The sequence below is a fragment of the Microcoleus sp. S13C4 genome (assembly GCF_036700865.1).
In the GTDB taxonomy this organism is placed as follows: Bacteria; Cyanobacteriota; Cyanobacteriia; order Cyanobacteriales; family Microcoleaceae; genus Microcoleus.
Genome location: NZ_JAUBPS010000031.1, coordinates 44,109 through 68,194, shown reverse-complemented (window position 1 = coordinate 68,194; position 24,086 = coordinate 44,109). Strand labels below are relative to the sequence as shown.

The following is a 24,086-nucleotide window of genomic DNA, read 5'->3' as shown; positions in this document are numbered from 1 at the left end:
TTGATTTACTAATATTGATCCTAAGTCCGATGCAAAATCAACGCAACGAGCGCGTTCTGCCGATCGCCAGAAGCTCCCGTTCTCATCCCTGGCAACGCTTCTTTTCTATTGCACATCAGCTCCGGTATGGTTTGATATTTTTGGTTCTTCTGAGCTTACTGCCCACAGGTGGCTTGCTGATCTACCTCAGCTTTCAGGCGCAGATCCAGCAATCGCGATCGCTCCAACAAGAGCGCAGCCATACAGCAGGAGGGCAGATTGATAATTATTTAGATGACTTGAAACGAAAACTGAGCTATTTAGCTAGGGTTAAAGGACTCACAAACTTTCAACCTCAAGCGCAGCAGAGCCTGTTGGAAGGATTGATTCGTCATAATGATGCTTATGAAGCTGTTGCCATTTTGAACCGGAAGGGACAAGTTGTCGCGTCAGTTTCACCCTACGAACCGGTCAAGTTAGAAAATCCAGCCAATTCGCCACTGTTTATTCGTGCCTTCAAACAACAGGAAGATTATGTCAGTCCTGTAGAAATTAATCCTAAAACTCACCAACCAACCACCATTCTGGCGGTTCCGATTCGGAATGAGCGAGATGAGGTGGATGGGGTGCTATTAGCACAGGTAAATCTCAACTTTCTCTGGTTTGTTGTTTCCCAAACGCAGGTTGGCAAGACGGGTTATGTCTATGTAGTCGATGAGCGTAATTTTCTCATTGCTCAAAAGGGTAGTCACCCAGAAACCTTTCAGCTTCAAGATATTTCTAAGCGCCCCTTATTTCAATTTTTGAAAGCCTCCGAAGATACTAAGCGCCTTAACGTTTATCAAGGTCTAAACCAGGTAGAAGTATTGGGAGCCAGTGCCTTAGTTCGGAGCGTGAATTGGAATGTGGTTGTAGAACTGCCAACGGCTGAGGCTTATGCTCCCGTTTACCAAATGCTTTCAATTATGGGAGCCTCATTGGCGGTGGTGACGATCGTCGCTGTTGGCATTGGGTATCTATTTATTCGGCAAATTGTGGTGCCGCTACAGCGCTTAACCACGGCAGCTACTCAACTCAGTGGAGGGCAATTAGATACACGGGTCAACATCGACAGCCAAAACGAACTGGGGACATTGGCGATCGCATTTAACAATATGGCGACTCAGTTAGAGGAACTGATTACAGCAGTTGAAGTGGAAGGCAATTTTGTTTCAGCCATTCTTGAAATTGCAGGTGCCTTGGTAGTTGTGCTCGACCCGCAGGGACAAATCGTTCGCTTTAACCGGGCTTGCGAACAAATGACTCATTACTCGTTTAATGAAGTGAAAGGGCGCTACATTTGGGACTTGTTCCAGAACTCAGACTTAGTTGGACAAGCCAAAACTACTTTTGAGTCTTTACAATCTGGTAATTTTCCCCAGCAGTATGAAGGCAGTTTGATGACCAAAGATCAACAACTCAGACGGATTGCCTGGTCAGATACTGCTTTACTGGATAATAAAGGTGAAATTGAGTACATCATCAAAACAGGGATTGACATTACTCAACGGAAACAGGTAGAAGAAGAACTCAAAGCGTCGGAACAGCGGTTATCTTTTCTATTCCGCCAAAGTGCACTGGCAGTTGTGGAATGGGATTTAAACTTTAAAGTCACGGCCTGGAATCCAGCGGCCGAGCAGATTTTTGGTTACACGGCTACAGAGGCGATGGGACACCATGCCGCAGAATTAATTGTGCCTGCGTCTGCCAGAAAGATAGTCGATCAAGTTATGAACCAGTTGTTGAGTCAGGTTGGAGGAATCTACAGTGTCAACGAAAATATTACGAAAAACGGCCAAACCATTATTTGCGAATGGTTCAATACGCCTTTAGTAGGGGAGGCTGGAAAGATTGTTGGAGTTGCATCCTTGACACTGGATATTACTGAGCGCACGCAAGCCGAAGCTGCGTTAAGGCAAGCAAAAGAGGAAGCTGAGGTTGCACTCAAAACCTTGCAGCAAACTCAGGCACAACTCCTTCAGGCAGAGAAAATGTCAGGTTTAGGGCAACTGGTTGCTGGTGTTGCTCACGAAATTAATAATCCAGTTAACTTTATATATGGCAACCTGAGCCATACTGCCGACTACACGCAAAATTTACTAAAGTTGATTCAGCTTTACCAGCAAACCTATCCAACTAATCCCCAAATTCAGGAAAAAATTGAAGAGTTCGATCTGGACTACATTAGTGAAGATTTGCCCAAAATGCTGACTTCAATGAAGGTAGGAGCCGATCGCATTCGTCAAATTGTCCTGTCGCTACGAAACTTCTCGCGGCTGGATGAGGCAGAGATGAAGCCAGTTGATATCCATGAGGGAATTGACAGCACATTGATGATTTTGCAAAATAGACTGAAGGCAAAACCGGATCATCCTGCTATTGAAATTGTCAAAGACTACGGCGACTTACCGCGGGTAGAGTGCTATGCCGGACAGTTGAACCAAGTCTTTATGAATATTCTGGCAAATGCGATCGATGCTTTAGAAAACTACGACAATCAGCCTTATACAAAAGACATCCCAAAAAATCCCAGTCGCATCACTATTCGGACGAAGCTAGTCACAAACGAAACTCAGCCCGGTTATTCAAAAAATGTAGTAATTCAAGTTCAAGATAATGGGCCTGGGATGACGGAAACTGTTATACAACAGGTGTTCAATCCCTTCTTCACCACGAAACCAACGGGTAAAGGAACTGGATTAGGGCTATCCATCAGCTATCAAATTGTAGTTGATAAGCACGGTGGCTTCATCCAGTGCTTCTCTCAACCCCATCAAGGAACAGAGTTCCGAATTGAAATTCCTGTTTTGCAAAGCGGTGCTCTAGCAGTTGTTGGTAAATAACTGCGATCGCATTTCTCTATATATAGCGTTTATTAAGTAGCTTGGAAACTGTTATATCGCGTCTGAATGATTTGTGTAAATAAAAGAAAAGTGGTCAGCTCAAATTCAAGAAAAAAAGGGGGTAGACAAGTAGTTAATGCTAGCAGCGGGCGCTCTGACTCTCCACAGCAGGCTTTAAGAAGTCGGGGATTTAACATAAGATTAGATCGACATACTTAAAACTACATAAATGGCAGTCCCGCGTCTCGAACAATTTAGAGGTTGTCTGATCGGTCAGTGTCTCGGCGACGCTATAGGCTGTAGAGTAGAAGGCTATCCTCCCGAAGTTTGCCAAAACTTTGTTAGCTACGAAGTTAGACTCAAAAAAATCAAAGATCGCGATCGCTTCGGCTTTCCTTTTGGTCAATACACCGACGACTCCCAACTCGCCCGCGAACTCCTCCAAAGCTACGTCGCTTGTGGCGAATTCGACCCCAGCGACTACGCCACCCGTATTGCTGACATTTTCGCTCAACAGCGCATTGTCGGGCGCGGTCGATCGACCGAAGAAGCTGCAAACCGCCTAATTCGGGGCGTTGCTTGGCAAGAAGCTGGTACTCCTGCTCCCAGTGCTGGTAATGGCAGTGCTATGAGGGCTGGGCCGATCGGCTTAATATTCTACGATGACCCGTCCCAGCTCGTACAAGCTGCTTGCGATCAAGGGCGCATCACCCATCAAGATTCGCGGTGTTCTGCGGGGGCTGTGGCGATCGCCGGGGCTGTGGCGATCGCCCTTCAATCTGACATGATGATTGAAACTGAGCCATTTCTCGGTCAATTGAGCGAATGGGTAGCAGAAGTTGATTCTTCCTTTGCCGCTTTGCTCAAAGATTTGATTGATTGGGTCAAATTGCCCCCAGAAGAAGCCGTAGAGTTGATTTCTAGAGCTGGACTCCCGTTAAACTACGATCGCTCTTGGCAAGGAATTTCCCCTTTTGTAGTTGGTAGCGTCTTGTGGAGTTTATATGCGTTTTTGAGAACGCCTCAAGATTACTGGGAAACTCTCTGCACTAGCATCGCCGTCGGTGGCGATGTGGATACCACCGCAGCAATGGCTTGTGCCATCAGCGGGGCATTTCTGGGCCAAGAAGCAATCCCGAATCAACTAGCGGAACTTTTGAACGATCAAGGTACTTGGGGCCTGGGGGAACTAATTAAACTCGCTGACAACTGTTATCAGTTGAAAGTCAAGCTGTAGCCGCTTATCACAACTTAAAACTTATTCTTACGGCTAAATAAATTTGGACGATCGACATTTGTTTCTAAATCAGTCGATCGTCCAGACTCAAATTCCCTCAATCATATCGTTTCCGGTTGGATGGGAAGGATTAAACCGCAGAGTACGCAGAGGAAGAGAACAGAGAGATGAATAATTCCGATGCTAACGGATTTGATATCAAACACTTTTCTCGCTAGAAAGTTCCCCAGTAGCAGGAGGCACTACCGTATCGCCAAAGGCAATCCGCAGAAAAGGCGGAGCCAAAAAAGTCGTCAGAATCACCATGATAATAATCGAGACTTCTAACGGTTTATCCAAAACCCCACTCGCCGAACCGATGCCGGCAAACACTAACCCGACTTCGCCCCGAGGAATCATCCCCACTCCGATCGCCAATCGATTAATTCCCGGCTGACCAAACACCACCCAACCTGTTACGATCTTGCCCAAAATAGCAACGACAATCAAGAAAGTGGCAATCAAAAGTCCCGCCCGATTATCGGGTACTGTTGGGTTCAAGACCCCCAAATCGGCCCGTGCCCCCACCGTTACAAAGAAGATTGGCACAAATAAATCGGCGATGGGTTTCACCAATTCATCCAAGTCATTGCGCGCATCGCTTTCATCCAGAACCAAGCCCGCAGCAAAAGCACCCAAAATCGCTTCGAGATGAATTGCGTTGCCCAGAAAAGCCATGAAGTAAGCAAAAATAAATGCCGGGATGATAATATTGCCGCGAGTTTTGAGTTGACCCACCACCGCCGAGAAGGTTTTGTCGAAGACACCGCCCAACAGAATCGAACCTAGCAGAAAAACAGTTGCACTGACAATCAAATAGATGACATTAACAACATCAATCTCACCGGTTTTGGCTAAACTGGCGACAACAGCCAGGACAATAATTCCCAACACATCATCAATCACCGCCGCACCGACAATAATTTGACCTTCTTTAGAGTTCAGTTGCCCTAAATCAGCCAACACTTTAGATGTAATTCCAATGCTGGTTGCCGTCAAAGCTGCCCCCGCAAAAATTGCTGGAATTGCCGCCGTGTGGAAAATTATCATCAAGCCCGCAGTACCAGCGGCAAAGGGAACTGCCACACCTACGCAGGCGACAACGGTAGCTTGAATTCCGACTTGCTTGAGTTGTTTGAGATCCGACTCTAAGCCAATTTCAAACAGCAGAATAATCACGCCTAATTCAGCTAGCACTGCAATGATTTCACTCTGCGATTCAAAGATACTGGTGAGGGTGGCAGGAGACAGATGATTAATCGATTGCAGAACTGTCATAATCCCGGAGTCTGATGCTGACAGCCCGCTTCCGGGAAAAACGATCAAGTGTAAAGCAGATACGCCAACAATTACCCCTGCTACAAGTTCACCCAAAACCGGAGGAAAATCAAATTTTAGAGCCACTTCCGCGCCGATTTTACTGGCGATATAAATCACTACCAAACTGAGCAAAACTCCGCTGAGGACGATCGGCGAATTTTCAGCCTCGACTGTTGCTAACAAAGGTATGGGAGCAAGTAGGGATGCCATCCCAGAACTTAAAGCTGTAATTGTAGGGTTCAAAAACATGGGTAGGATGATGGTAAGAAAGACGATTCTACGCTGACTGTTGGCTGTTGACTGTTGACTGTTGACTGTGAGTCGGAAAATGATAACTGTTACATATTGGGTAGCCAGTTAACTCGACATGACTATCAAGCAAAGCTTGAAGAACCCAAATCTGGCGGTACATCCTGCCACCGCCCTTGTCCGACTGCTTGAATTGCTTCTTTTAGCAAGATATCGCCGGTATAAATTGCCCTACCGACGATCGCACTTTTGACACCAATTGGTTCCAAAGCCAACAAACTCAACAAATCTGCGATCGAACTAACTCCACCGGAAGCAATCACCGGAATCGAAATAGCGTTAGCAATTTCGCGCAAAGATTCCAAATTCGGCCCTTCCATAGTACCGTCGCGGTGAATGTCGGTGTAAATAATTTCAGCAGCGCCTAACTCGGCCATTTTTTGCGCCAATTCTGTTGCTAAAACTTCCGAAGTTTCTAGCCAGCCTCTAGTAGCAACTTTACCATTTCTGGCGTCGATGCCAACCAGAATTCGGTCGGGAAATTCGGCGCACAATTCGCCGACTAATTGCGGTTGTTCGACGGCGACAGTGCCCAGAATGACGCGCCGAACGCCTAAATTGAGGATAGCAGCAACAGAAGTGCGATCGCGCATTCCCCCACCTACTTGACAGGGAACGTCTACCGATCGGACGATCGCTTCAATGGCTGCTTGGTTGACTGGATGACCTGCTTTGGCGCCGTCGAGGTCTACTAAATGCAGCATGGTTGCGCCTTCATTTACCCACTGTCTGGCGACTGCGACGGGGTTGTCGTTAAAAGTTTGCGACTTCGCGTAGTCTCCCTGATACAATCTGACGCATTTTCCATCCAATAAGTCGATCGCTGGAATTACATTCATGATTTTTCCTCAAATTGGTAATTATACCAGTTAAAAAAAAGAATGCAACTTTAGGCAAGCTACCAACCCATACATAATCATTAATTCCGAATTTTAAAATCTAAAATCTAAAATTGTATTACCCATTACCATTTATTTTTGACATTCGCAACCGCTATTTAAATGAAACATAATCGCAGAAGAAAGCGTAGACCATAAAGGAGTATTGACATCAGCTTTTTGCAAAGCTTCGGCCGTCCAGTCGTTGCAAGTTCTCAAAATAGAGTAACTGCCTTTTGCTTCATAAAAACTGTCGCTGTTGTCGTAGCCGTAGCTAATTTTCATTAGCTTACCTGCTGCACCTAATTGAAATGAATTATTAATAAAACTTACCAGCAGCCGATAATTTTTTCCACTGATTTTAACACATTTGGTTTCAATATTTAGGGGGAGAACCCGATAACCTTGAACGTGTAGGGTAGACGGAGTAGGGAGAAATAGCGCCTTGAAAGCTGTAACTGGGTTGATACTTCCTGATGTGGGAGTCTCCAACATAAAAGCTCTATCTCCCCAGCCCAAAGACAAATATTTATAATCAGAAGTGGCCTCCCGCCCTATTTCTGTTAGCGGTAAAAATTGATTCCAGTCAAAATATTCATTTTTAACGGGAACGATGACCTCGGTGTGGATGCCTTCGTTGGAAATGTATAGAGAAATTGTGCAATCTGCTTGCGCGTAATTTCCCCACTTTCTGGGAGTTAGATAGCCAATTGTTAGGAAAGCGGTCAGAGATAAGATGACAATTCCTAAGCGCTGTATGCTTTTTCTCATTTTAACCGTGGGTTTCAAATTCCACCTTCGGATGGCGGGCGCTGTATCTTTGTGGGAAAGAATTCTTGCAATGCCGAATTGCGCTGTTCGGGGGTTTCCTTAGCCCAATTATACAAACTTTCGTAGAAAAAGAACGACACGCCAGCGAAATCTCTTTTTCGCACTTCTTGCACTTGTTCTTGAATTTGTTTGAGGGGCACGGAATTATTTTTAAGACCAGTTAAAATGCCGATCGCAGTTGGAATGTTAAGTTTAGCCAATTTAACTTCTTCCCGTTCCAGTTCGGCACTAAAACGCTTGATATCGCTGCGATAAATCTGCAACACAATTTCGTCGATGTAGCCGCGTCTTTCCCAGGTAAACCAGTCCTGCAAGTGGGCGGGTAAAGAAAAGTGAAAAGGGTTCGGAGATAAGCTGACAATACATTTTTCTTTACGGGATTTGATGGCGCGAGAAACTCGCCCCATGAAGTCATTGATTTTGTCCGCGCGCCAGCGCACCCAGAAGGTTTCGCGGGGGTCGTCGGAGGGAGGGCTTTTAATTTGTTCCTGATACATTAACATTGTTACTGGCTCGTAGCCAAATTCTACTGGCAAGCCGAAATGGTCGTCAAATTGAATGCCATCTATATCATAATTATCGACAATTTCTAGGATTAAATCTAAGATAAATTGCTGGACTTCCGGATGAAAGGGATTCAGCCAAACTCGCTCGTGTTGCCCTTCTTTCCAAATAGTTGAACCGTCGCGCCGGTGCGCCAGCCAGTCGGGGTGAAGTGTGGCTAATTCCGATTCGGCGGGAGCCATGAAACCAAACTCAAACCAGGGGATTACTGCTATACCTTTTTGGCGAGATTGCGCTATAATTTCTTTGAGAATGTCTCGGTCTTTCAATCCGGGCGATGGATCGATCGACTCTCCGAATACTCGTTGGGCTGCTGCACTCGGATAAAGCGTATAGCCTCCTTGCCAAACCGTGGGATAGATGGTATTAAAATTGAGTTTATCCAGTCGATTTACAGCGTCAATGATGTTGTTGCGGGAGAAGATAACGTCGCTGTCAATGTTCGTCAGCCAGACGCCGCGCAATTCGGTTGTTGGGGTTTGGGGCGGGGTTTGAGCCAAGAGACGCGGGGATAATATGGCGGAGGAGGTAAGGGCGATCGTAAAAACAAGTATTAAAGCCAGTATCCGCTGCCATTTGTGCAGTTTAATCATCAATTTGTCGCAAATATCATAGTTTAACATCATAGTGTAGGACAATGCCCACCTTACCTGTGATTCCCCCTCAAAGCATCAACATCGATCGTTTGCACCTTACCTTTGCCACATTTATGAATAGTAAGTGTGCGCGTTGATAAAACCGGGCTACAGCAGCTTATTTTTGCCCTTAATAACTATTTTCCCAGCAATTAAATTCTGGGCGAGCGCACTTATGCAATTATTCACAACTTGCACATCTGCGGTTTCATAACCGCTATCAACCGGAATTAAAGCATTTTGAATTGTAAAGCTCATAGATTTACCCTTTTTATAAACTTACATTGATTTTTATTGTATGCTTCTAGGGCGCTAACATTTGCTATCGCCCAAGAATAATAAATCCTAAAAATTATCAAAAAGTTAGCCCTGATACTTAATTATAACAAAGATTTAAGATATAACAAGTTAGTAACAATCAAATAGTTATAAGATTGAAATTGTTTTTGAGTCAAAATAAATATGAATTCTGATTCTCTCCGCACCTTGGGCGTACCGCCGAATGCTTGGAAAGTTGATGCCAAAATTGCCGATATCACCCGATCGCCGATCGCGCCTCAACCTGTTACCCTGGAAACAGAAACTAAAACTCTGCGTTTGGACTTAGCAAAAGCAGCAATGTTAGTGATAGATATGCAAAACGATTTCTGTCATCCCGACGGTTGGCTAGCACATATTGGCGTAGATGTAACGCCCGCAAGAACTCCAATTAATCCTTTAACAAATTTGCTGCCAAAATTGCGATCGCACGCAATACCCATTATTTGGATTAACTGGGGGAACCGCCCCGATTTGCTCAATATTAGTGCAGCTTCCCGTCACGTTTACAATCCCACAGGCGACGGCGTAGGTTTGGGAGATCCGCTGCCAAAAAACAACGCACCTGTACTGATGGCAGGGAGTTGGGCAGCGCAGGTTGTCGATGAATTAAAACCCAAACCGGAGGATATTTGCGTTGATAAATATCGGATGAGCGGCTTTTGGGATACTCCTTTAGATAGTATCTTGCGGAACCTCGGCCGAACTACACTTTTCTTTGGAGGAGTAAACGCCGATCAGTGCGTCATGGCTACGCTGCAAGATGCTAATTTCCTCGGTTACGACTGTATTTTAGTCAAAGATTGTACAGCTACGACATCTCCCGAGTATTGCTGGCAAGCTACTCTTTATAACGTTAAACAATGTTTTGGCTTTTTGTCGGATTCTCAGGCTATGTTAGAAGCAATTAAATAGCAGTCATCAGGGGAGTATCCCTCTGGAGTACAAAAAGCGTTTTTTAGGAGTGCGAGAGTCCCGCACAGCAAAGCCTATATATCTCGCTTCCTGCTCTGACAGCGAACTCTCCTGTGAAATCAATAAACTTTGGAGGTTGAGCGGCGGACTAATGACTCTGGATTCTCAGTAATGACACCAGAAACATAACAACTGACAACTAACAATAAAAAAATGACAAACCAGTGCATGATTCCTGTTATAAAGTCTCCGAAAGACTACCAAGCATTTCGCATCAGTCCGGGCGATACTAATCGATTAGCGATCGTTTTCGATCCGGTAATAGCTAATGTTTCATTAACAGTTTGCGTGGAGATTTTCGATGTGGACGGCAAAACTCCTCCCAACCGCCATCTATTGGCAGTCGAAATGTTTTTTGTACTCAAAGGAACTGGGAAAGCAACCTGCGACGGAAAAACAGTTAGTATTCAACCTGGAGATAGTTTGTTAGTGCCTCCAACAGCCACTCACGTAATTGAGAATACGGGCAGTGAACGTTTGTACACTTTGTGCATCATGGTGCCGAATGAGGATTTTGTGGAACTAATTCGCAGCGGTACACCAGTCGAACTCGATGAGGAAGATATGAGAGTTCTCAGGCGATCGGATGTACTCGTATCGTGCTAGGTTTGTAGTAAGCACTTTAGTGTTTTAATCTTCTAGGCTCTGCCTGGGAAAGCAGCTCCCCGACTGCTTAAACAAGTCGGGGCTCTAACAAAATACTGTTTCACGTTAAAATTATTCAATTATGAGCGTTATATTTCACATTGCTAAAAGCCAACAGTGGGAAGAAGCAAAACACCTTCAATCCTATCGCGGCGATACCCTAGACTCTGAAGGATTTATCCACTGTTCGACACTCCCGCAAGTTACTAGAAGTGCCAACAAATTTTTTATCGGACAAACAGCATTGCTTTTGCTGTGCATTGACTCTGGGAAAGTGCAAGCAGAAGTTAAGTATGAATCGGCAGCCGGAGATCTTTATCCGCATATTTACGGGCCGCTGAATGTTGATGCTGTGTTGAAAGTTGTTGAGTTTGAACCGGGTGCAGATGGCAAGTTTGAATTGCCGGCAGAATTAAGGGATGTTGTTTAATATGCACATTTTGCACCATTGTATACTAACTTTTTAGGGCGTTGCTCAGAGCAACAGCCCACCATACAATTAATTGTCTTGTAGAACGGGCATCTTGCCAGTTTCTAACATTAGTGGAAAATCTAAACTTCAAGTGATTTATCTACCAACTCTGCCGCCAATTTCAACGCATCTTCGCGAGTCGCAATTCTCCCTTCCACCCGCGCTAATTGAATCTCCATCAACAATTGACCGATGCGCGGACTTCTCGGCAATTTCAAATATTCCATTAAATCATTGCCGCTAACTAATTGGGTAGGATGAGCAATAATATCCTCGGCATCCAGATAGCGATTAATTAACAGTGAAATCTCCTCAACTGCAACTCCCGCCGCCACCGCCAAAACTGCTAAGACTGGAAATACTATTCCCACATCCCGAAACAAAAAATACTGTTCTCGCAAAGACATTTCCGCGATAGGTTTTGCTTGCAATTTGGGCAAGTATTTCAAAAGCTCGATCGCACTTTTAATCTCCGCATTGCTGTACTTCAACCGCAGCAACTGGGTTTCAGCAATTGTCGGGTCGGAATCTGCCAAAACAGCCAACTTCGCAACCGCCAACAACGGCGTTTTAATCGTATCTCGAATCGATCGCGAAAATTCTCTCCCCAAATCTGGATAAATTGTCGCTAACTTGGCAGCAGACGCATCAATTTTTGTCAAAATATCAAAACGGTCGATCGCACTTTCAAACCAAATCGAAAACAAACCGTCTTCGCAACCGCGACAAATCCAAGGAACACCGTCAGGATTGCTCAACAAATAACCCAATTCCGTCCGCACCCGTTCCACCGCTACCCGACTCAACAGCGGTGCTAATTCCCGAATCGCCGATTGAGTTTCCGGTTCGATCGCAAAACCCAACTGCGCCGCTTGGCGGTAAGCTCTTAATAACCTTAGCGGATCGTCCTCCAAATTTGACCGCGAAATCATCCGCAGCACACCCAACCGCAAATCAGTTTGACCGTCCAAAGGATCGATGATTTCTCCTGTAAAAGGATTGCAGGCGATCGCATTTATCCGAAAATCCCGGCGCAGCAAATCCCCCTCCAGAGTCCCCCCTTCCGCCTGCGCCAAATCCACCGTACCGCCCGCAAACACCACCCGCGCAATTTGGCGTTCCGCATCCAACAAGACAAATCCACCTTTCGTGCGATCGGCAATTTTTCGAGCAGTCTTCACGGCCCGTGTTAGCATAACGAAATCTAAATCAAAATAGTGCGATCGGCGGCCCAGCAACGCATCCCGTACCGCACCGCCCACCAGATAAGCAGGCGGTGTCAGCAGTTTCAAATCAAACGGCCAAGTATTAGGAGATAATGAAGAGGGCAAATTAATCGGCATTGCAACAAAAATCTACAAACTTACAAACAATTAAACTCTTGCTACGCTAGATTAACAGAAAGCTCAAATTTCACCAATCTTTTTGAAATGCACAGAGGATATCAAGAATGTGTATTTGTATTAACTGCCACTATGTAGACCGCTGCTTCACCTACCACGCCGTAGAAGAACAGCACGAACAGCTTCACCTCACCGAAACACCCGATTTCGACCCCGTAGAACCCACCATCAACGTCAACATCCGTCCCCGCCAAGACGAAATTGAAATGGAATGGGATGTAGTCGGGTGTCAGAGTTTCAAGCAAGAGACCGGCAAATGGGCAAAATTGCGGCCAGGCGAACTCGTCCCGACTTAAGGAAGAAGGAAGAAGGAAGAAGGAAGAGGGAAGAAGGAAGAGGGAAGAAGGAAAAAAATAAAACGCTCTCCTTTTCTTGTTTCTTCTTTTTAGCCAATTTTCAATTTTCCATTTCCAATATTCAATTCCCAATATTCAATTCCCGATGCCCGATGCCCAATTCCCCCTTCCGCATTCCCAATTACAAATTACCAATCTAAAATCTAAAATCTAAAATCAAATGTGCTATTGCTTAAACCCAACTTGTCAGAATCCGCACAACCCAGGGGATGCAGAATTGTGCCAAAGTTGCGGCTCAAAATTGTTGTTAACTCTTGACTCAGAAACGCCCTCAGCATCTCGCTACCGAACCATAAAGCCGATCGGGCAAGGAGGCTTTGGTCGAACATTTCTAGCAGTTGATGAAACCAAACCCCTGATTTTTTCGCAGTGCGTAATCAAGCAATTTTTCCCGCAAAATACCGCAGCCGAAAAAGCAGCACAACTATTTCACCAAGAAGCAGCCCAGCTAGAAACCTTGGGAAAACATCCCCAGATTCCCGAATTAATCGCGCATTTTGAACAAGACGGGAGACAGTATTTAGTACAAGAATTTATAGACGGCAAAAACCTAGCCCGAGAATTAGAACAAAAAGGAGCCTTCACCGAAACTCAAATTCGGCAAATCCTCAACGATTTATTGCCAGTGCTCCACTTCGTCCACAAATCAAAAGTTATTCACCGCGATATCAAACCAGAAAATATCATTCGCCGCCGACTATCTCCAGCCCCTTTACCCGCGTTAGAAAATTCCTATCAACCCTCTCCTTTCCAAAAAGATATTGTTTTAGTAGACTTTGGTGCAGCTAAGAAAGTAACAGCAACTGGCTTGCCCCAAACTGGTACAATCATCGGCAGTGCTGCTTATACAGCCCCAGAACAATTGATGGGGAAAGCAGTTTTTGCCAGCGATATCTACAGTTTGGGCGTTACCTGTATTCACTTGCTGACTGAAATTCCTCCCTTCGATTTGTTCGACAGTACAGAGGATTCTTGGGCTTGGCGAAATTATTTGAAGACTGCTGTTAGCGATGATTTCGGCCGCATCCTCGACACCATGCTTCAAAGTGCCACCAATCGGCGCTACAGTTCAGCTTCAGCAGTCATCCGGCACTTGAACCCCAAACCGGTGTATTTAGACGCACAGCCGGTGCTAGACGCGCCGGAAACGCCCGCAGAACGGGTGGTTAAACCTGCGCCCGGTGTGTCGCTTTTCACTCGCCAACAGCAAGCCGAAATTCAGCAAGCTTTACAAGAGGATCTCGCCCCGTACAATGTTACAATCCAAGTCACTCAAGCCAAGCAACAGCTCAATATCGTCATCAACAGAACCGAAGACAACCCCGTTTACTATCCGCACTTATCTCAAATAATTGCCACCAGACTCACCGATTTGCAGTTAAATAAAGTCGCAGCCGTGAAGCTGTTGGGAAGAGTTAACAATTCTCGCCGCCCGGAGTGGAAGCAAATATTGCAAATCGATCCCAAGATTAAATTGAGAAACAAACTCGTGCGGCTGCAACACAATCAATTACTCAAGAAAATCGCCCCAGTTGCTACCCAAGAATTTTGGCTGCCGAAGTTGAAAACTCAGGATTTTTGGATAGATGCGCTAATGTTTGCCTTAGTTTGGTTTATCTTTGGCTCTCAAATAGTCATTTTTAATTCTTGGTTTGCGCTAATAGTTACGTCGGGTTTTATGACGGTGAAGCATCAAGTTTCCCAACACAAAGAATTTGCCAATAAAAATTTATTTGCAAGTTTAGTAGTGCTGTTTTTGGTAAGTGGGGGCATGGGTAATTCCAGGATTTTAAATACGGGAATATTTGGCATTCTTTTGGGTTGCTTAGTTGTGGCTTTGCCTCTGTTTTTTGTTAAGGAAAATTATCAGTAATCGTGAATAGCAATCCCCAAGACGGAACATCAGTTAAAAAATACGGCTTAGCCCTGCACACAGCTAGTCGCGAGCTCGGTTTAGCAATCACCAATTTTGCTGGGGATTCTCGCTGCCAAACTTGGAATTTGGATCGGGATTTAGCCACTCATTTACATCAGTATTTAGTCGAGTTTATTGGGCCGCAAACTTGGGCTGATTTAGCTTTTATTGCTGTGGCGAAGGGGCCCGGAGGTTTCACGGGGACTCGGATGGGTATGGTGACGGCGCGGACTTTGGCTCAACAGTTGGATATTCCGGTTTTTGCTATTTCAACTTTGGCAGCTGTCGCTTGCAGCAGCAGTAAAAAATCTATCTCAAATCAGGATATCGCGCTGCAAATGCCTGCACAGCGGGGTCAATTGTTTGGGGCGGTTTATTCAGTTAACAGTAATTCTGGTGTAACTGAGTTGTTTACTGATACGGTAATGACACCGGAATCCTGGCAGGAAAAGTTGGATAATTTGGAAAATTCTTATCAGGTGATTGAAGTTGGTAGCGAGTTGGGTTGGTCGGTTTCTAGTGTATTGGAATTAGCTTATTTGGAGTGGCAAATGGGAAGTCGTCCTGATTGGTCGGATGCTTTGCCTTTTTACGGGCAACATCCGGTTAAGGGACACTGAATATTCGGAATAGGGAATTGGTAATTGGTAATTGGTAAATTGTTTATTTAAGGGCGATACAAACTTCGAGGCAAAAAGTTAATGTTAGGGGGTCTGGGCTTTCGGTTCGCAATCGATCGATCTCAGCTCGATCGCAGCCGCGAGATTCCATAAAATCAAGCATCCAGTTCGTTATTGTGGCGAGATCGATGTATTTTGCTCCGAGACAAACAGGGCAAATTTCTGGGCTGAGGATACCGGTGCCGCCGCATTCGGGGCAATCCCAGTGGGTTGTTACGGGATCTGAGGTAGTTAGGATGTTGTTCATGCTGGGAAAAAGTACGCGCGGCGTAGCGATCCCGTAGGGAATCGCACCTACTCGTTAACTCTAGCAAAAATGCCGATCGCCCTGACTTCTTCGTGTCTTTACACTAAACGAGCTAGTGAGTAAAATCGACAAAAATACAAAAAGGGTGGTTATGCTCGATCGCGCTCAATGGTTTTTGGCTGGTATGTCGATCGCACTTTCGGTTCAGCTAAGTCAGCCAGTGGCAGCAGCCGTGCCCGTTGGCCAAGCCGTACAAACAGCACAAACTAAGAGTAGCGAGGCTGCTGCAAAAGCATTAAAAGAAGGAGTACAACTCTACAATCAAGGAACAGCGGAAGCTTTAAGAGGTGCGCTCGTCAAATATGAAGAAGCATTAAAACTGTATCGAGAAGCGGGCGACAATAGAGGGCAAGCACTTAGCCTCTTTAGTCTTGGCAGAGTCTACTCAGCATTGGGAGAAAAACAGAAAGCGCTAGAGTATTACAACCAGTCCCTTCCTTTGAGTCGGGCTCTCGGCGAGCGCCGTGGGGAAGCTCTCACCCTCAACGACATCGGCAATGTATACTCACAATTGGGAGAAAAACAGAAAGCGCTAGAGTATTACAACCAGTCGCTTCCCCTGAGTCGGGCAACCGATGATCTTGCTTTGGATGCTAGCATCCTCAATAACATCGGCTTAGTCTACTCAGAATTGGGAGAAAAACAGAAAGCGCTAGAGTATTACAACCAGTCGCTTCCCCTGTTTCGGGCAGTAGGCGATCGCAGCGGGGAAGCTACCACCCTCCACAACATCGGCTTAGTCTACTCAGATTTGGGAGAACAACAGAAAGCGCTAAATTATTACAGCCAGTCGCTTCCCCTGTTTCGGGCAGTAGGCGATCGCCGTCGAGAAGCTACCACCCTCACCAGCATCGGCAGTGTCTACTCAGAATTGGGAGAAAAACAGAAAGCGCTAGAGTATTACAGCCAGTCGCTTCCCCTGAGTCGGGCAGTAGGCGATCGCAGCGGGGAAGCTGCCACCCTCCACAACATCGGCGGTGTCTACTCAGCATTGGGAGAAAAACAGAAAGCGCTAGAGTATTACAGCCAATCGCTTCCCGTGTTTGGGGCAACAGGCGATCGCAGCGGGGAAGCTGCCACCCTCCACAACATCGGCGGTGTCTACTCAGCATTGGGAGAAAAACAGAAAGCGCTAGAGTATTACAGCCAATCGCTTCCCCTGAGACGGGCAACAGGCGATCGCGGCGGGGAAGCTACCACCCTCAACAGCATCGGCAGTGTCTACTCAGAATTGGGAGAAAAACAGAAAGCGCTAGAGTATTACAGCCAGTCGCTTCCCCTGAGACGGGCAACAGGCGATCGCGGCGGGGAAGCTACCACCCTCAACAACATCGGCGGTGTCTACTCAGAATTGGGAGAAAAACAGAAGGCGCTAGATTATTACAGCCAGTCGCTTCCCCTATTTCGGGCAGTAGGTAATCGCAGTGGGGAAGCTAGCACCCTCAACAACATCGGCGGTGTCTACTCAGATTTGGGAGAAAAACAGAAAGCGCTAGATTATTACAGCCAGTCGCTTCCCCTATTTCGGGCAGTAGGTAATCGCGGTGGGGAAGCTACCACCCTCCAAAACATCGGCGGTGTCTACTCAGATTTGGGAGAAAAACAGAAAACGCTAGAGTATTACAGCCAGTCGCTTCCCCTGAGTCGGGCAATCGGCGATCGCCGTGTGGAAGCTCTCATCCTTTACAACATGGCTGTTGCCAAGTACGACCAAAACAATCTTACCGAAGCCCTCAACGACATTGAATCCTCTCTCAAAATCATCGAAAACCTCCGCACCAAAATAGCCAGCCCAGAACTCCGCAGCTCATACTTTGCCACCGTACAGGACTACTACGAATTATACATCGATTTGTTAATGCAACTGCATAAAACTAATCCTAAATCCGGTTACGATACCAAAGCATTAGAAACCAGCGAACGTTCGAGGGCCCGCAGCCTCCTCGAACTCCTCCAAGAAAGTAACGCCAACATTCGCGAAGGCATTCCCCCCGATTTACTGCAACAAGAAAAGAGCCTGCAACAGCAACTCGATACCATTGAAAAGCAGAGCATCGAAGCAATCAGCAGCCCCAACCCCAATCAAACTAAAATTGATGAAATCGACAAACAGCGCCTCTCACTTTTGCAAGAATATCAGCAAATTCAAACCCAGGTTCGTACCGCCAGCCCCCGCTACGCTGCCCTCACCCAACCCCAACCTTTAACGCTGCCAGAAATTCAAAAACAGATTCTCGATGAAAACACGATTTTATTGCAGTATTCCCTCGGCGAATACCGCAGTTATTTGTGGGTTGTGACATCAACAGGACTAACCAGCTATGAATTGCCAAAACGCGCCGACATTGAAACAGCCGCCCGGAATTTCCAAGACACTGTTACCAACCCCCTTTTGAGAAATATTCCCCAAAAACTTGCTGAAGCAACTGCCAATCTGGGTCAATTAATTTTACAACCCGCAGCAGCCCAATTAGGCAACAAACGCTTATTAATTGTTCCCGACGGCGTGCTGCACTATACCCCTTTTCAAGCTTTAACTCTTCCCCAAACCGCTGGACAAAATACCAATGTTCCCTTAATTGTCGAACATGAAATTATCACTCTGCCTTCCGCCTCAACTCTTGCCATTCTCCGGCAAAATTACGGAGATAGAAAACCGCCCAGCCAAAGTTTAGCAATTTTAGCCGATCCTGTTTTCAGTCCAGACGATGAAAGAATTAAAGGAAAAATCACCCAAGCAACGACTGAAAAATTAGAAGCAAACAACCTCGGTTTAAATCGCTCGCTTCGTGCTTATAATCGGGGATGGCCGCCCGAACGCCTACCATTTACCCGCCAAGAAGCCCAAACAATATTAACTTTATTCCCCTCAGCTTCTAGCCGTCAAATATTTGATTTTGATGCCAGTCGCACTACTGCTACCGATGGAAATTTAGCAAATTATCAAATCGTTCACTTCGCCACCCACGGCCTTGCCAACAGCCAAAATCCCGAACTGTCAGGAATTCTGATGTCAATGGTAGATAACAAGGGCAATCTTGTCAATGGTTTTTTGCGCCTCACGGATATTTTCAACTTAAAACTGGCGGCCAATTTAGTGGTTTTAAGTGCTTGCCAATCGGGCATGGGACAGAATGTTAAAGGCGAAGGAATGGTGGGATTAACAAGGGGTTTTATGTATGCGGGGGCGCAGCGGGTGGCGGTGAGTTTGTGGAGTGTAGATGATGAAGGAACTGCTGTGTTAATGCAAAAGTTTTATCAAAAAATGCTGCAACAAAAGTTAGCGCCGGCGGCAGCTTTGAGGGCGGCGCAGATCGAAATGATGCAGCAGGAAGAATGGAAGTCTCCCTATTATTGGGCTGCTTTTACCTTGCAAGGGGAATGGAAATGATATAATAGTTAAAGGTTCTCAGAGGTAAACCCCATGAAAATTACTCTCAAGCCTGAGCAGCAAAAATTCATAGAAGCACAAGTTACAAGTGGCAGATATCCTTCGGCGGAGGAGGTAATCGCAGCGGCATTAGAACTCCTAGCCGACAACAGCGAGCCCAAAGAGAGCAACAGCTATCAAAAATGGGTAGAAGAAACGCGACCAAAAGTATCAACAGGAATAGCTCAACTCGATCGCGGTGAAGGGATTGATGGAGAAATAGTGATAGCAAGATTGCAGGAAAAATTTCGGAAAATGCGGGAGAACTAAAGATGAGTCGCTACATTGTTTCTCCAGAAGCGAGTCGCGATTTAGATGAAATTTCGGATTACTTTGCAGCTAGAAATATTGAATCCGGAGAACAGTTTGTCGAGGAGTTCAATCGAAAGTGTCGCAATTTAATTAACTTTCCTAATATGGGTCGTAGTTACGAGGAACTAGCAGCTTCTGTGCGGGGGCTTCCTCTCATGGGTTACATTATTCTTTATCGGGCGATAGACAGTGGAATTGAAATTATCAGGGTGGTGAGGGGAGAACGGGATTTACCGTCGCTATTTTCTGATGAGGATGAGTGATATCAAATCCGGTAGCATCCATGATATTACCCACTGCCTTGTCCTCTATATCCTTCCTATGAAACCGGAAACGATATGGCTAACAGTTAGAGTGTTTGCCAAATGTAAGGTGCGCTTAGGAACGGGCATCTTGCCCGTTCCACAAAGAATGAGTTTTGTTGTGGGGTGGGCCGGAAAGCCCGCCCATAAAAGGGTTTATCGCCCGCTAGCTAAAGCCTCCCGCAATTTGCGGCCCCGCGATTTATCCCGAAGTTCGGGAGTCGCCATCCGCAACACAAAATCCAGCAACCAAGGCGCAATTCGGTGACACCAAACTGCTAGATGACTTTGCCATCCTACCAAGATTTCCGGCGCATCTTTGTGCAATCCCGCCACAAGTGCTAGGGCAACTTTTTCGGGAGTTGTGGGCACTACCCACCGGAATTGCTCCAAGTCTCGCACCATGTCGGTATCTGTTAGAGAGGGCAGCAAAGCTGTGACTCGAACATTGTACTGAGTTAACTCGCTACGTAAAGCTTGTGTGAATCCCAAGATGGCAAATTTGGTAGCAGAATAAGTCGCCATTGTGGGAGCGGCAATTTTTCCCATTAAGCTCGAAACATTGACGATTGTTCCCTCTTTTTGAGTCGCCATTCGCCGAGCTATCAAGCGGGTAATTGTGTAGGTTCCGAGCAAATTTAAGGCGATTTCTTCCTCGATTAACGGCAGCGGGGAACGCAAGAAAGATGCTTGGTGGGCGACGCCTGCACAGTTGACTAGCAGGTGAATCGGGCCGCAATCTCGCCAAGCTTGGGCGATCGCAATATTCACCGCTACTGACTGAGTTAAATCCAAAGCTAACGGCACTACTTCTGTGCCAAAAACATCGATTTCCTCTGCCAGTTCAATTAATTGCTTGCGGTTGCGCGCCACAATCAACAAGCGTTTGACTCCTTGTCTCGCTAATGCCAGGGCGATCGATCGCCCAATTCCGCGCGAAGCTCCTGTAACAAGAGCTGTTTTTCCTTGAAGTTGCATAGATTAAACCTTTTGGTAGATGCTCACCGCGGCACGGAGTTATCAGTTGTGAGTTGTGAATTATTAGTTATGAGTTGAATATTTTGGCGGTAACAACTCATAATTCATAATTTGGGGAAAGGCTATCTTGTTCCGATAGACCTCATTTACTTGTGGGGTTAACTCAAAACCAAAAACTGTTGAATCGCTAACGTGCGCGTGAGTTGAACTAAACTTTGGGTTTGCCAGAAATCAGTCAATTATCTGGTCATTTAACCTCATTCAAGCAGACAAACCTGAGATGGGCAAACCTAGTCGATAATCATGTCAAAGCGGGCTTTATTACCGCTTTTTCTTCAGTCTGCCGAGGCGGACTTTGCCTGTGTAGCCGCGAATTTATTCGCCGGGTATTGGTTTCCTTCAGTCTGCCGAGGCGGACTTTGCCTGTGTAGCCGCGAATTCATTCGCCGGGAATATTCGCCGGGATTAGTTATTCGCCAGGGCTTAATTACCCCTCTTTTTTTAGTCCGCAGAGGCAGACGATATCCTGTGCAACCGCGACTTACAATCGCCGGGGATTGGTGCGAATTGGCACAGGATCATTGAGCAATGCAGATTATCAATTCCACACCTCCTAGATATGAGAATTTCCTATCTACACACACCTTAACAACTAGAAGTTAAAGCGGCAACAATTTTTAATAAATCTTCCGCAACACTTCTTTACACTTTTCTCAGACTGCCGATTTCCAAGTGCCATGAAAGCCCAAAGGTATGACACCGGGCAATTCTAGCTGACAAACAGGAGCGCGATCTAGCCCTTCGCTGTCAAATATCCAGACTTCGCTGCTGTCAGAATTGCCGTCATAAATAACTGTTACTATCCAACCTTTCTCCGACGAAATATCTGGAACGTAGATGGGTTCTGTGGGATAGCGATTTTCGCCCAAGTCGGCAATTGTGAGATTGCGGCTTTGCGTGTCCAAACGGGCGATCGCACCATAACGTTCCGGTACAATATCAACGTCAGGTCGATACATTGCCAGATAAATATATCGCGAGTCTTGCCCTATTTCTGAAGCAGGTACCGTCGGAAACTCGCAAGGTTGATCCAGCAATTCTTCGGCTGCTGTCACTTTGCCAGTTTGAGGATTGAGATGCACCCGCCACAGGGAGCCCTCCGCATCGGTGCGAGTTTCGCCCGCCGCTACTTCTTTCAGCCGCTGATTAGTTTGAAAGTCAGCGAAGCGCACAAAATCAACCGCTACCGAACCATCTTCCTTGACAAAACCGTTAGCAAAATGCCACTGAAACCAAGAATCGGTTTCGCCGCGACTAACTAAAGATAGAGTTTCCGAGTCAATAACTAATATCTGCGTTCCTAACTCCGGTTTCCATTCAAAAGACTCGCTGTAACTGCTAATTCCAGCTAAAACTGGTAAAGCTTTTAGTCGCATCGGTGGCACAAAAAATATGAGATACTTTCCCGCAAAGACAAAATCGTGGATCATGGGAATTCCATCTAAAGCAACACTTGCTTTTTGCACGATTTTGCCTGTAGGAGCGCTTTTATACAGGTTCAACTTTGTAGTCGCACCCTGTGTAATCCCAAAGTTGAAAATATTGCCAGTAATCGGGTCACGCTTGCAGTGAGCGGAATAAGCATATCCACTCTCTAAACTGCCTAAATCGTCCGTTCCGCGAGTTTCCAAGGTTTGCAAATCGAGGCTGTGAGGCAAGCCGGCTTCCCACAAAGCTAAAAGGCGATCGGGCAAAGCTAAAACTGAAGTATTGGCAACATTTTTAACAGATTTAGTCCACCGCAACCACAGAGGCACCGGTGCTGTCATGCCATAATTACTGTAGAGAAATTTATCAGCTTTTTCTTCAGCTAGATATCCCGCTGTTTGCACGTAGCGATAAACAGCAGCAGCACCGACATCGGTAAAATGTACAGCCAAAATTGCACCATCGCCATCAAACCAGTGTCCCGCATTCATGCCGCCGCGTTGCAAACGTGCAGGCCCGTTACGGTAGAGAGTGCCGCGCAATCCTGCGGGAATTTTACCGCTTTTAACCAATAGCTGAGTCAGCGGAAACTCTGCAGCAGGACGGGCTAAAGCTTGAGCCCAAGATTTTTTAGCTGAGATTTTAGTGTCGGTTTTCATTGTAAACTCGCAATTTTAAACTGATATGGCAGAGATTTTGCTATACAATTATAGCAAAAATTACCTAACAGCTATGACTCTCCGCCGCCGCGCTCTGCTCACAACTTTTGGGCTGACTGCTATTGGTACTCAGCTTTTGCCGATCGCCCAAACCAACCTATCTCCCAAAAGTGCGAGCGTTAAGCCGCGCCGCCTGCAAGTCGGCGATACAGTAGCTTTAATTAATCCTGCGGCTTTTAACTACAAAAAAGAAATCGAGGATTTTTTTAAAGTTATCGAAAAGCTGGGATTAAAAGTTAAATTGGGAGAGCATTTTTACGACCGCTACGGCTATTTAGCAGGCAAGGATGCCGATCGCGCCGCCGATGTCAACGCAGCCTTTGCCGATGACTCAGTGCGAGCTATTTTTACCGGGATGGGCGGCTGGGGCTGCGGTCGTATCTTGCCGCTCCTGGATTACAATATTATCGGCAACAATCCCAAAATTATTATGGGATTTAGCGATATTACGGCGCTGTTATTGGCGATTTATGCTAAAACTAATAGAGTTACTTTTCACGGCCCTTTAGGTGCGTCAACTTGGAGCCCCTTTACAGTGGATTACGTCAAAAAAGTTTTGTTTGAGGGAGGTGCGGTGACGATGCAAAACTCCAAAAGCGTGCAAGTTCAAACAATCGGGCGCGGCACAGCTAGGGGAAAACTAATCGGCGGCAATTTATCAGTAATCGCAGCAATGGTTGGTTCGGCTTATTTGCCGCAGTGGGAAAACACTATTTTATTTGTGGAGGAAGTTGGCGAAGAAGTTTATCGCATCGATAGAATGTTGACGCAGCTCAAATTAGCGGGCATTCTTGATAAAATATCCGGTTTTATTTTCGGACAGTGTACCAAGTGCGAAGCTGAAAAACCCCAAGAGTCCCTCACCTTGCCTCAAGTCTTGTCCGACCACATTCGCCCTTTAAATATTCCCGCGTGGTACGGTTCCATGGTGGGACACATCCGGGAGCAGTTCACTTTGCCGATCGGCCAAGAAGCCGAAATCGACGCTGACTCTGGTACAATTAAATTGTTAGAATCCGCTGTCAGCTAAATCTTAAACTATTCTCGATATTCGCTCGGCTCTTCCTCGGCTTCTGCATTACCGCGCAGAGCCTGGTAATGAAAAAATTAAA

At 46.1% G+C, this 24,086-nt stretch carries 21 protein-coding genes; 12 read left to right on the top strand and 9 right to left on the bottom strand.

Annotated features, from left to right (window positions below; genetic code table 11):
• The first annotated feature begins 29 nt into the window (after positions 1-29).
• Entirely contained in the window at positions 30-2,861 is a 2,832-nt protein-coding gene (locus QT996_RS15170) for a PAS domain S-box protein (RefSeq protein WP_333047474.1), read from the top strand.
• A 229-nt stretch (positions 2,862-3,090) separates the two neighbouring features.
• Positions 3,091-4,098 carry an ADP-ribosylglycohydrolase family protein gene (locus QT996_RS15165; protein ID WP_333047472.1) on the top strand — a complete coding sequence of 336 codons (1,008 nt, stop codon included), beginning with the start codon at positions 3,091-3,093 and terminating at the stop codon, positions 4,096-4,098.
• A gap of 198 nt (positions 4,099-4,296) precedes the next feature.
• Here the strand turns inward: QT996_RS15165 and QT996_RS15160 are convergent, their stop codons facing one another.
• The 5 genes from QT996_RS15160 to QT996_RS15140 form a co-directional block, all read right to left on the bottom strand.
• Positions 4,297-5,706, bottom strand: a complete 1,410-nt coding sequence (locus QT996_RS15160; RefSeq protein ID WP_333047470.1) for a cation:proton antiporter — start codon at positions 5,704-5,706, stop codon at positions 4,297-4,299.
• Positions 5,707-5,831: 125 nt separating this feature from the next.
• The gene (hisA, locus tag QT996_RS15155; RefSeq protein WP_333047468.1) at positions 5,832-6,605 is read right to left on the bottom strand and encodes a 1-(5-phosphoribosyl)-5-[(5-phosphoribosylamino)methylideneamino]imidazole-4-carboxamide isomerase; all 774 of its coding nucleotides are present in this window, start codon (positions 6,603-6,605) and stop codon (positions 5,832-5,834) included.
• Between the two features lie 132 nt (positions 6,606-6,737).
• Positions 6,738-7,415 carry a TIGR02117 family protein gene (locus QT996_RS15150; protein ID WP_333047467.1) on the bottom strand — a complete coding sequence of 226 codons (678 nt, stop codon included), beginning with the start codon at positions 7,413-7,415 and terminating at the stop codon, positions 6,738-6,740.
• Between the two features lie 14 nt (positions 7,416-7,429).
• Positions 7,430-8,632, bottom strand: coding sequence for a glycoside hydrolase family 10 protein (locus QT996_RS15145; protein WP_333047485.1), 1,203 nt, complete (start codon positions 8,630-8,632; stop codon positions 7,430-7,432).
• Between the two features lie 150 nt (positions 8,633-8,782).
• Positions 8,783-8,932, bottom strand: a complete 150-nt coding sequence (locus tag QT996_RS15140; protein ID WP_333047465.1) for a hypothetical protein — start codon at positions 8,930-8,932, stop codon at positions 8,783-8,785.
• Between the two features lie 204 nt (positions 8,933-9,136).
• On the opposite strand from QT996_RS15140, the gene QT996_RS15135 reads away from it, so the two are divergent.
• From QT996_RS15135 to QT996_RS15125, 3 genes are all read left to right on the top strand, one after another.
• Positions 9,137-9,907 carry a cysteine hydrolase family protein gene (locus QT996_RS15135; RefSeq protein ID WP_333047464.1) on the top strand — a complete coding sequence of 257 codons (771 nt, stop codon included), beginning with the start codon at positions 9,137-9,139 and terminating at the stop codon, positions 9,905-9,907.
• Between the two features lie 228 nt (positions 9,908-10,135).
• Positions 10,136-10,573, top strand: coding sequence for a cupin domain-containing protein (locus QT996_RS15130; RefSeq protein WP_333047462.1), 438 nt, complete (start codon positions 10,136-10,138; stop codon positions 10,571-10,573).
• 121 nt (positions 10,574-10,694) lie between these two features.
• Positions 10,695-11,042 carry a DUF952 domain-containing protein gene (locus QT996_RS15125; RefSeq protein ID WP_333047461.1) on the top strand — a complete coding sequence of 116 codons (348 nt, stop codon included), beginning with the start codon at positions 10,695-10,697 and terminating at the stop codon, positions 11,040-11,042.
• A gap of 122 nt (positions 11,043-11,164) precedes the next feature.
• On the opposite strand, the gene QT996_RS15120 is transcribed toward QT996_RS15125, so the two are convergent.
• Positions 11,165-12,427, bottom strand: a complete 1,263-nt coding sequence (locus tag QT996_RS15120; protein WP_333047460.1) for a CCA tRNA nucleotidyltransferase — start codon at positions 12,425-12,427, stop codon at positions 11,165-11,167.
• A gap of 107 nt (positions 12,428-12,534) precedes the next feature.
• Between QT996_RS15120 and QT996_RS15115 the strand changes: the two genes are divergently transcribed.
• From QT996_RS15115 to tsaB, 3 genes are all read left to right on the top strand, one after another.
• Positions 12,535-12,783: a Ycf34 family protein gene (locus QT996_RS15115; protein ID WP_006632635.1), complete on the top strand. Its 249-nt coding sequence runs from the start codon at positions 12,535-12,537 to the stop codon at positions 12,781-12,783.
• Positions 12,784-13,003: 220 nt separating this feature from the next.
• A complete protein-coding gene (locus QT996_RS15110) occupies positions 13,004-14,716 on the top strand; it encodes a serine/threonine-protein kinase (RefSeq protein ID WP_333047459.1) in 1,713 nt (570 codons plus the stop codon).
• A 2-nt stretch (positions 14,717-14,718) separates the two neighbouring features.
• Positions 14,719-15,378 carry a tRNA (adenosine(37)-N6)-threonylcarbamoyltransferase complex dimerization subunit type 1 TsaB gene (gene tsaB / locus QT996_RS15105; RefSeq protein ID WP_333047458.1) on the top strand — a complete coding sequence of 220 codons (660 nt, stop codon included), beginning with the start codon at positions 14,719-14,721 and terminating at the stop codon, positions 15,376-15,378.
• 43 nt (positions 15,379-15,421) lie between these two features.
• On the opposite strand, the gene QT996_RS15100 is transcribed toward tsaB, so the two are convergent.
• Positions 15,422-15,685, bottom strand: a complete 264-nt coding sequence (locus tag QT996_RS15100) for a hypothetical protein (protein WP_333047457.1) — start codon at positions 15,683-15,685, stop codon at positions 15,422-15,424.
• A gap of 151 nt (positions 15,686-15,836) precedes the next feature.
• Between QT996_RS15100 and QT996_RS15095 the strand changes: the two genes are divergently transcribed.
• Genes QT996_RS15095 through QT996_RS15085 form a run of 3 tightly spaced genes read left to right on the top strand, consistent with a single transcriptional unit; the run spans position 15,837 to position 19,750 of the window.
• Positions 15,837-19,136, top strand: a complete 3,300-nt coding sequence (locus QT996_RS15095) for a CHAT domain-containing tetratricopeptide repeat protein (RefSeq protein ID WP_333047483.1) — start codon at positions 15,837-15,839, stop codon at positions 19,134-19,136.
• A 33-nt stretch (positions 19,137-19,169) separates the two neighbouring features.
• Positions 19,170-19,445, top strand: a complete 276-nt coding sequence (locus QT996_RS15090) for a type II toxin-antitoxin system ParD family antitoxin (RefSeq protein WP_333047456.1) — start codon at positions 19,170-19,172, stop codon at positions 19,443-19,445.
• Positions 19,446-19,447: 2 nt separating this feature from the next.
• Complete coding sequence (locus tag QT996_RS15085) at positions 19,448-19,750, top strand: type II toxin-antitoxin system RelE/ParE family toxin (protein ID WP_333047455.1); 303 nt, start codon at positions 19,448-19,450, stop codon at positions 19,748-19,750.
• 195 nt (positions 19,751-19,945) lie between these two features.
• Here the strand turns inward: QT996_RS15085 and QT996_RS15080 are convergent, their stop codons facing one another.
• Entirely contained in the window at positions 19,946-20,767 is an 822-nt protein-coding gene (locus QT996_RS15080; protein ID WP_333047453.1) for an SDR family NAD(P)-dependent oxidoreductase, read from the bottom strand.
• Between the two features lie 713 nt (positions 20,768-21,480).
• Positions 21,481-22,914 (bottom strand): carotenoid oxygenase family protein, encoded by a 1,434-nt coding sequence (locus tag QT996_RS15075; RefSeq protein WP_333047452.1) that lies wholly within the window; start codon positions 22,912-22,914, stop codon positions 21,481-21,483.
• Between the two features lie 73 nt (positions 22,915-22,987).
• On the opposite strand from QT996_RS15075, the gene QT996_RS15070 reads away from it, so the two are divergent.
• The gene (locus QT996_RS15070; protein ID WP_333047482.1) at positions 22,988-24,004 is read left to right on the top strand and encodes an LD-carboxypeptidase; all 1,017 of its coding nucleotides are present in this window, start codon (positions 22,988-22,990) and stop codon (positions 24,002-24,004) included.
• The last annotated feature ends 82 nt before the right edge of the window (positions 24,005-24,086 follow it).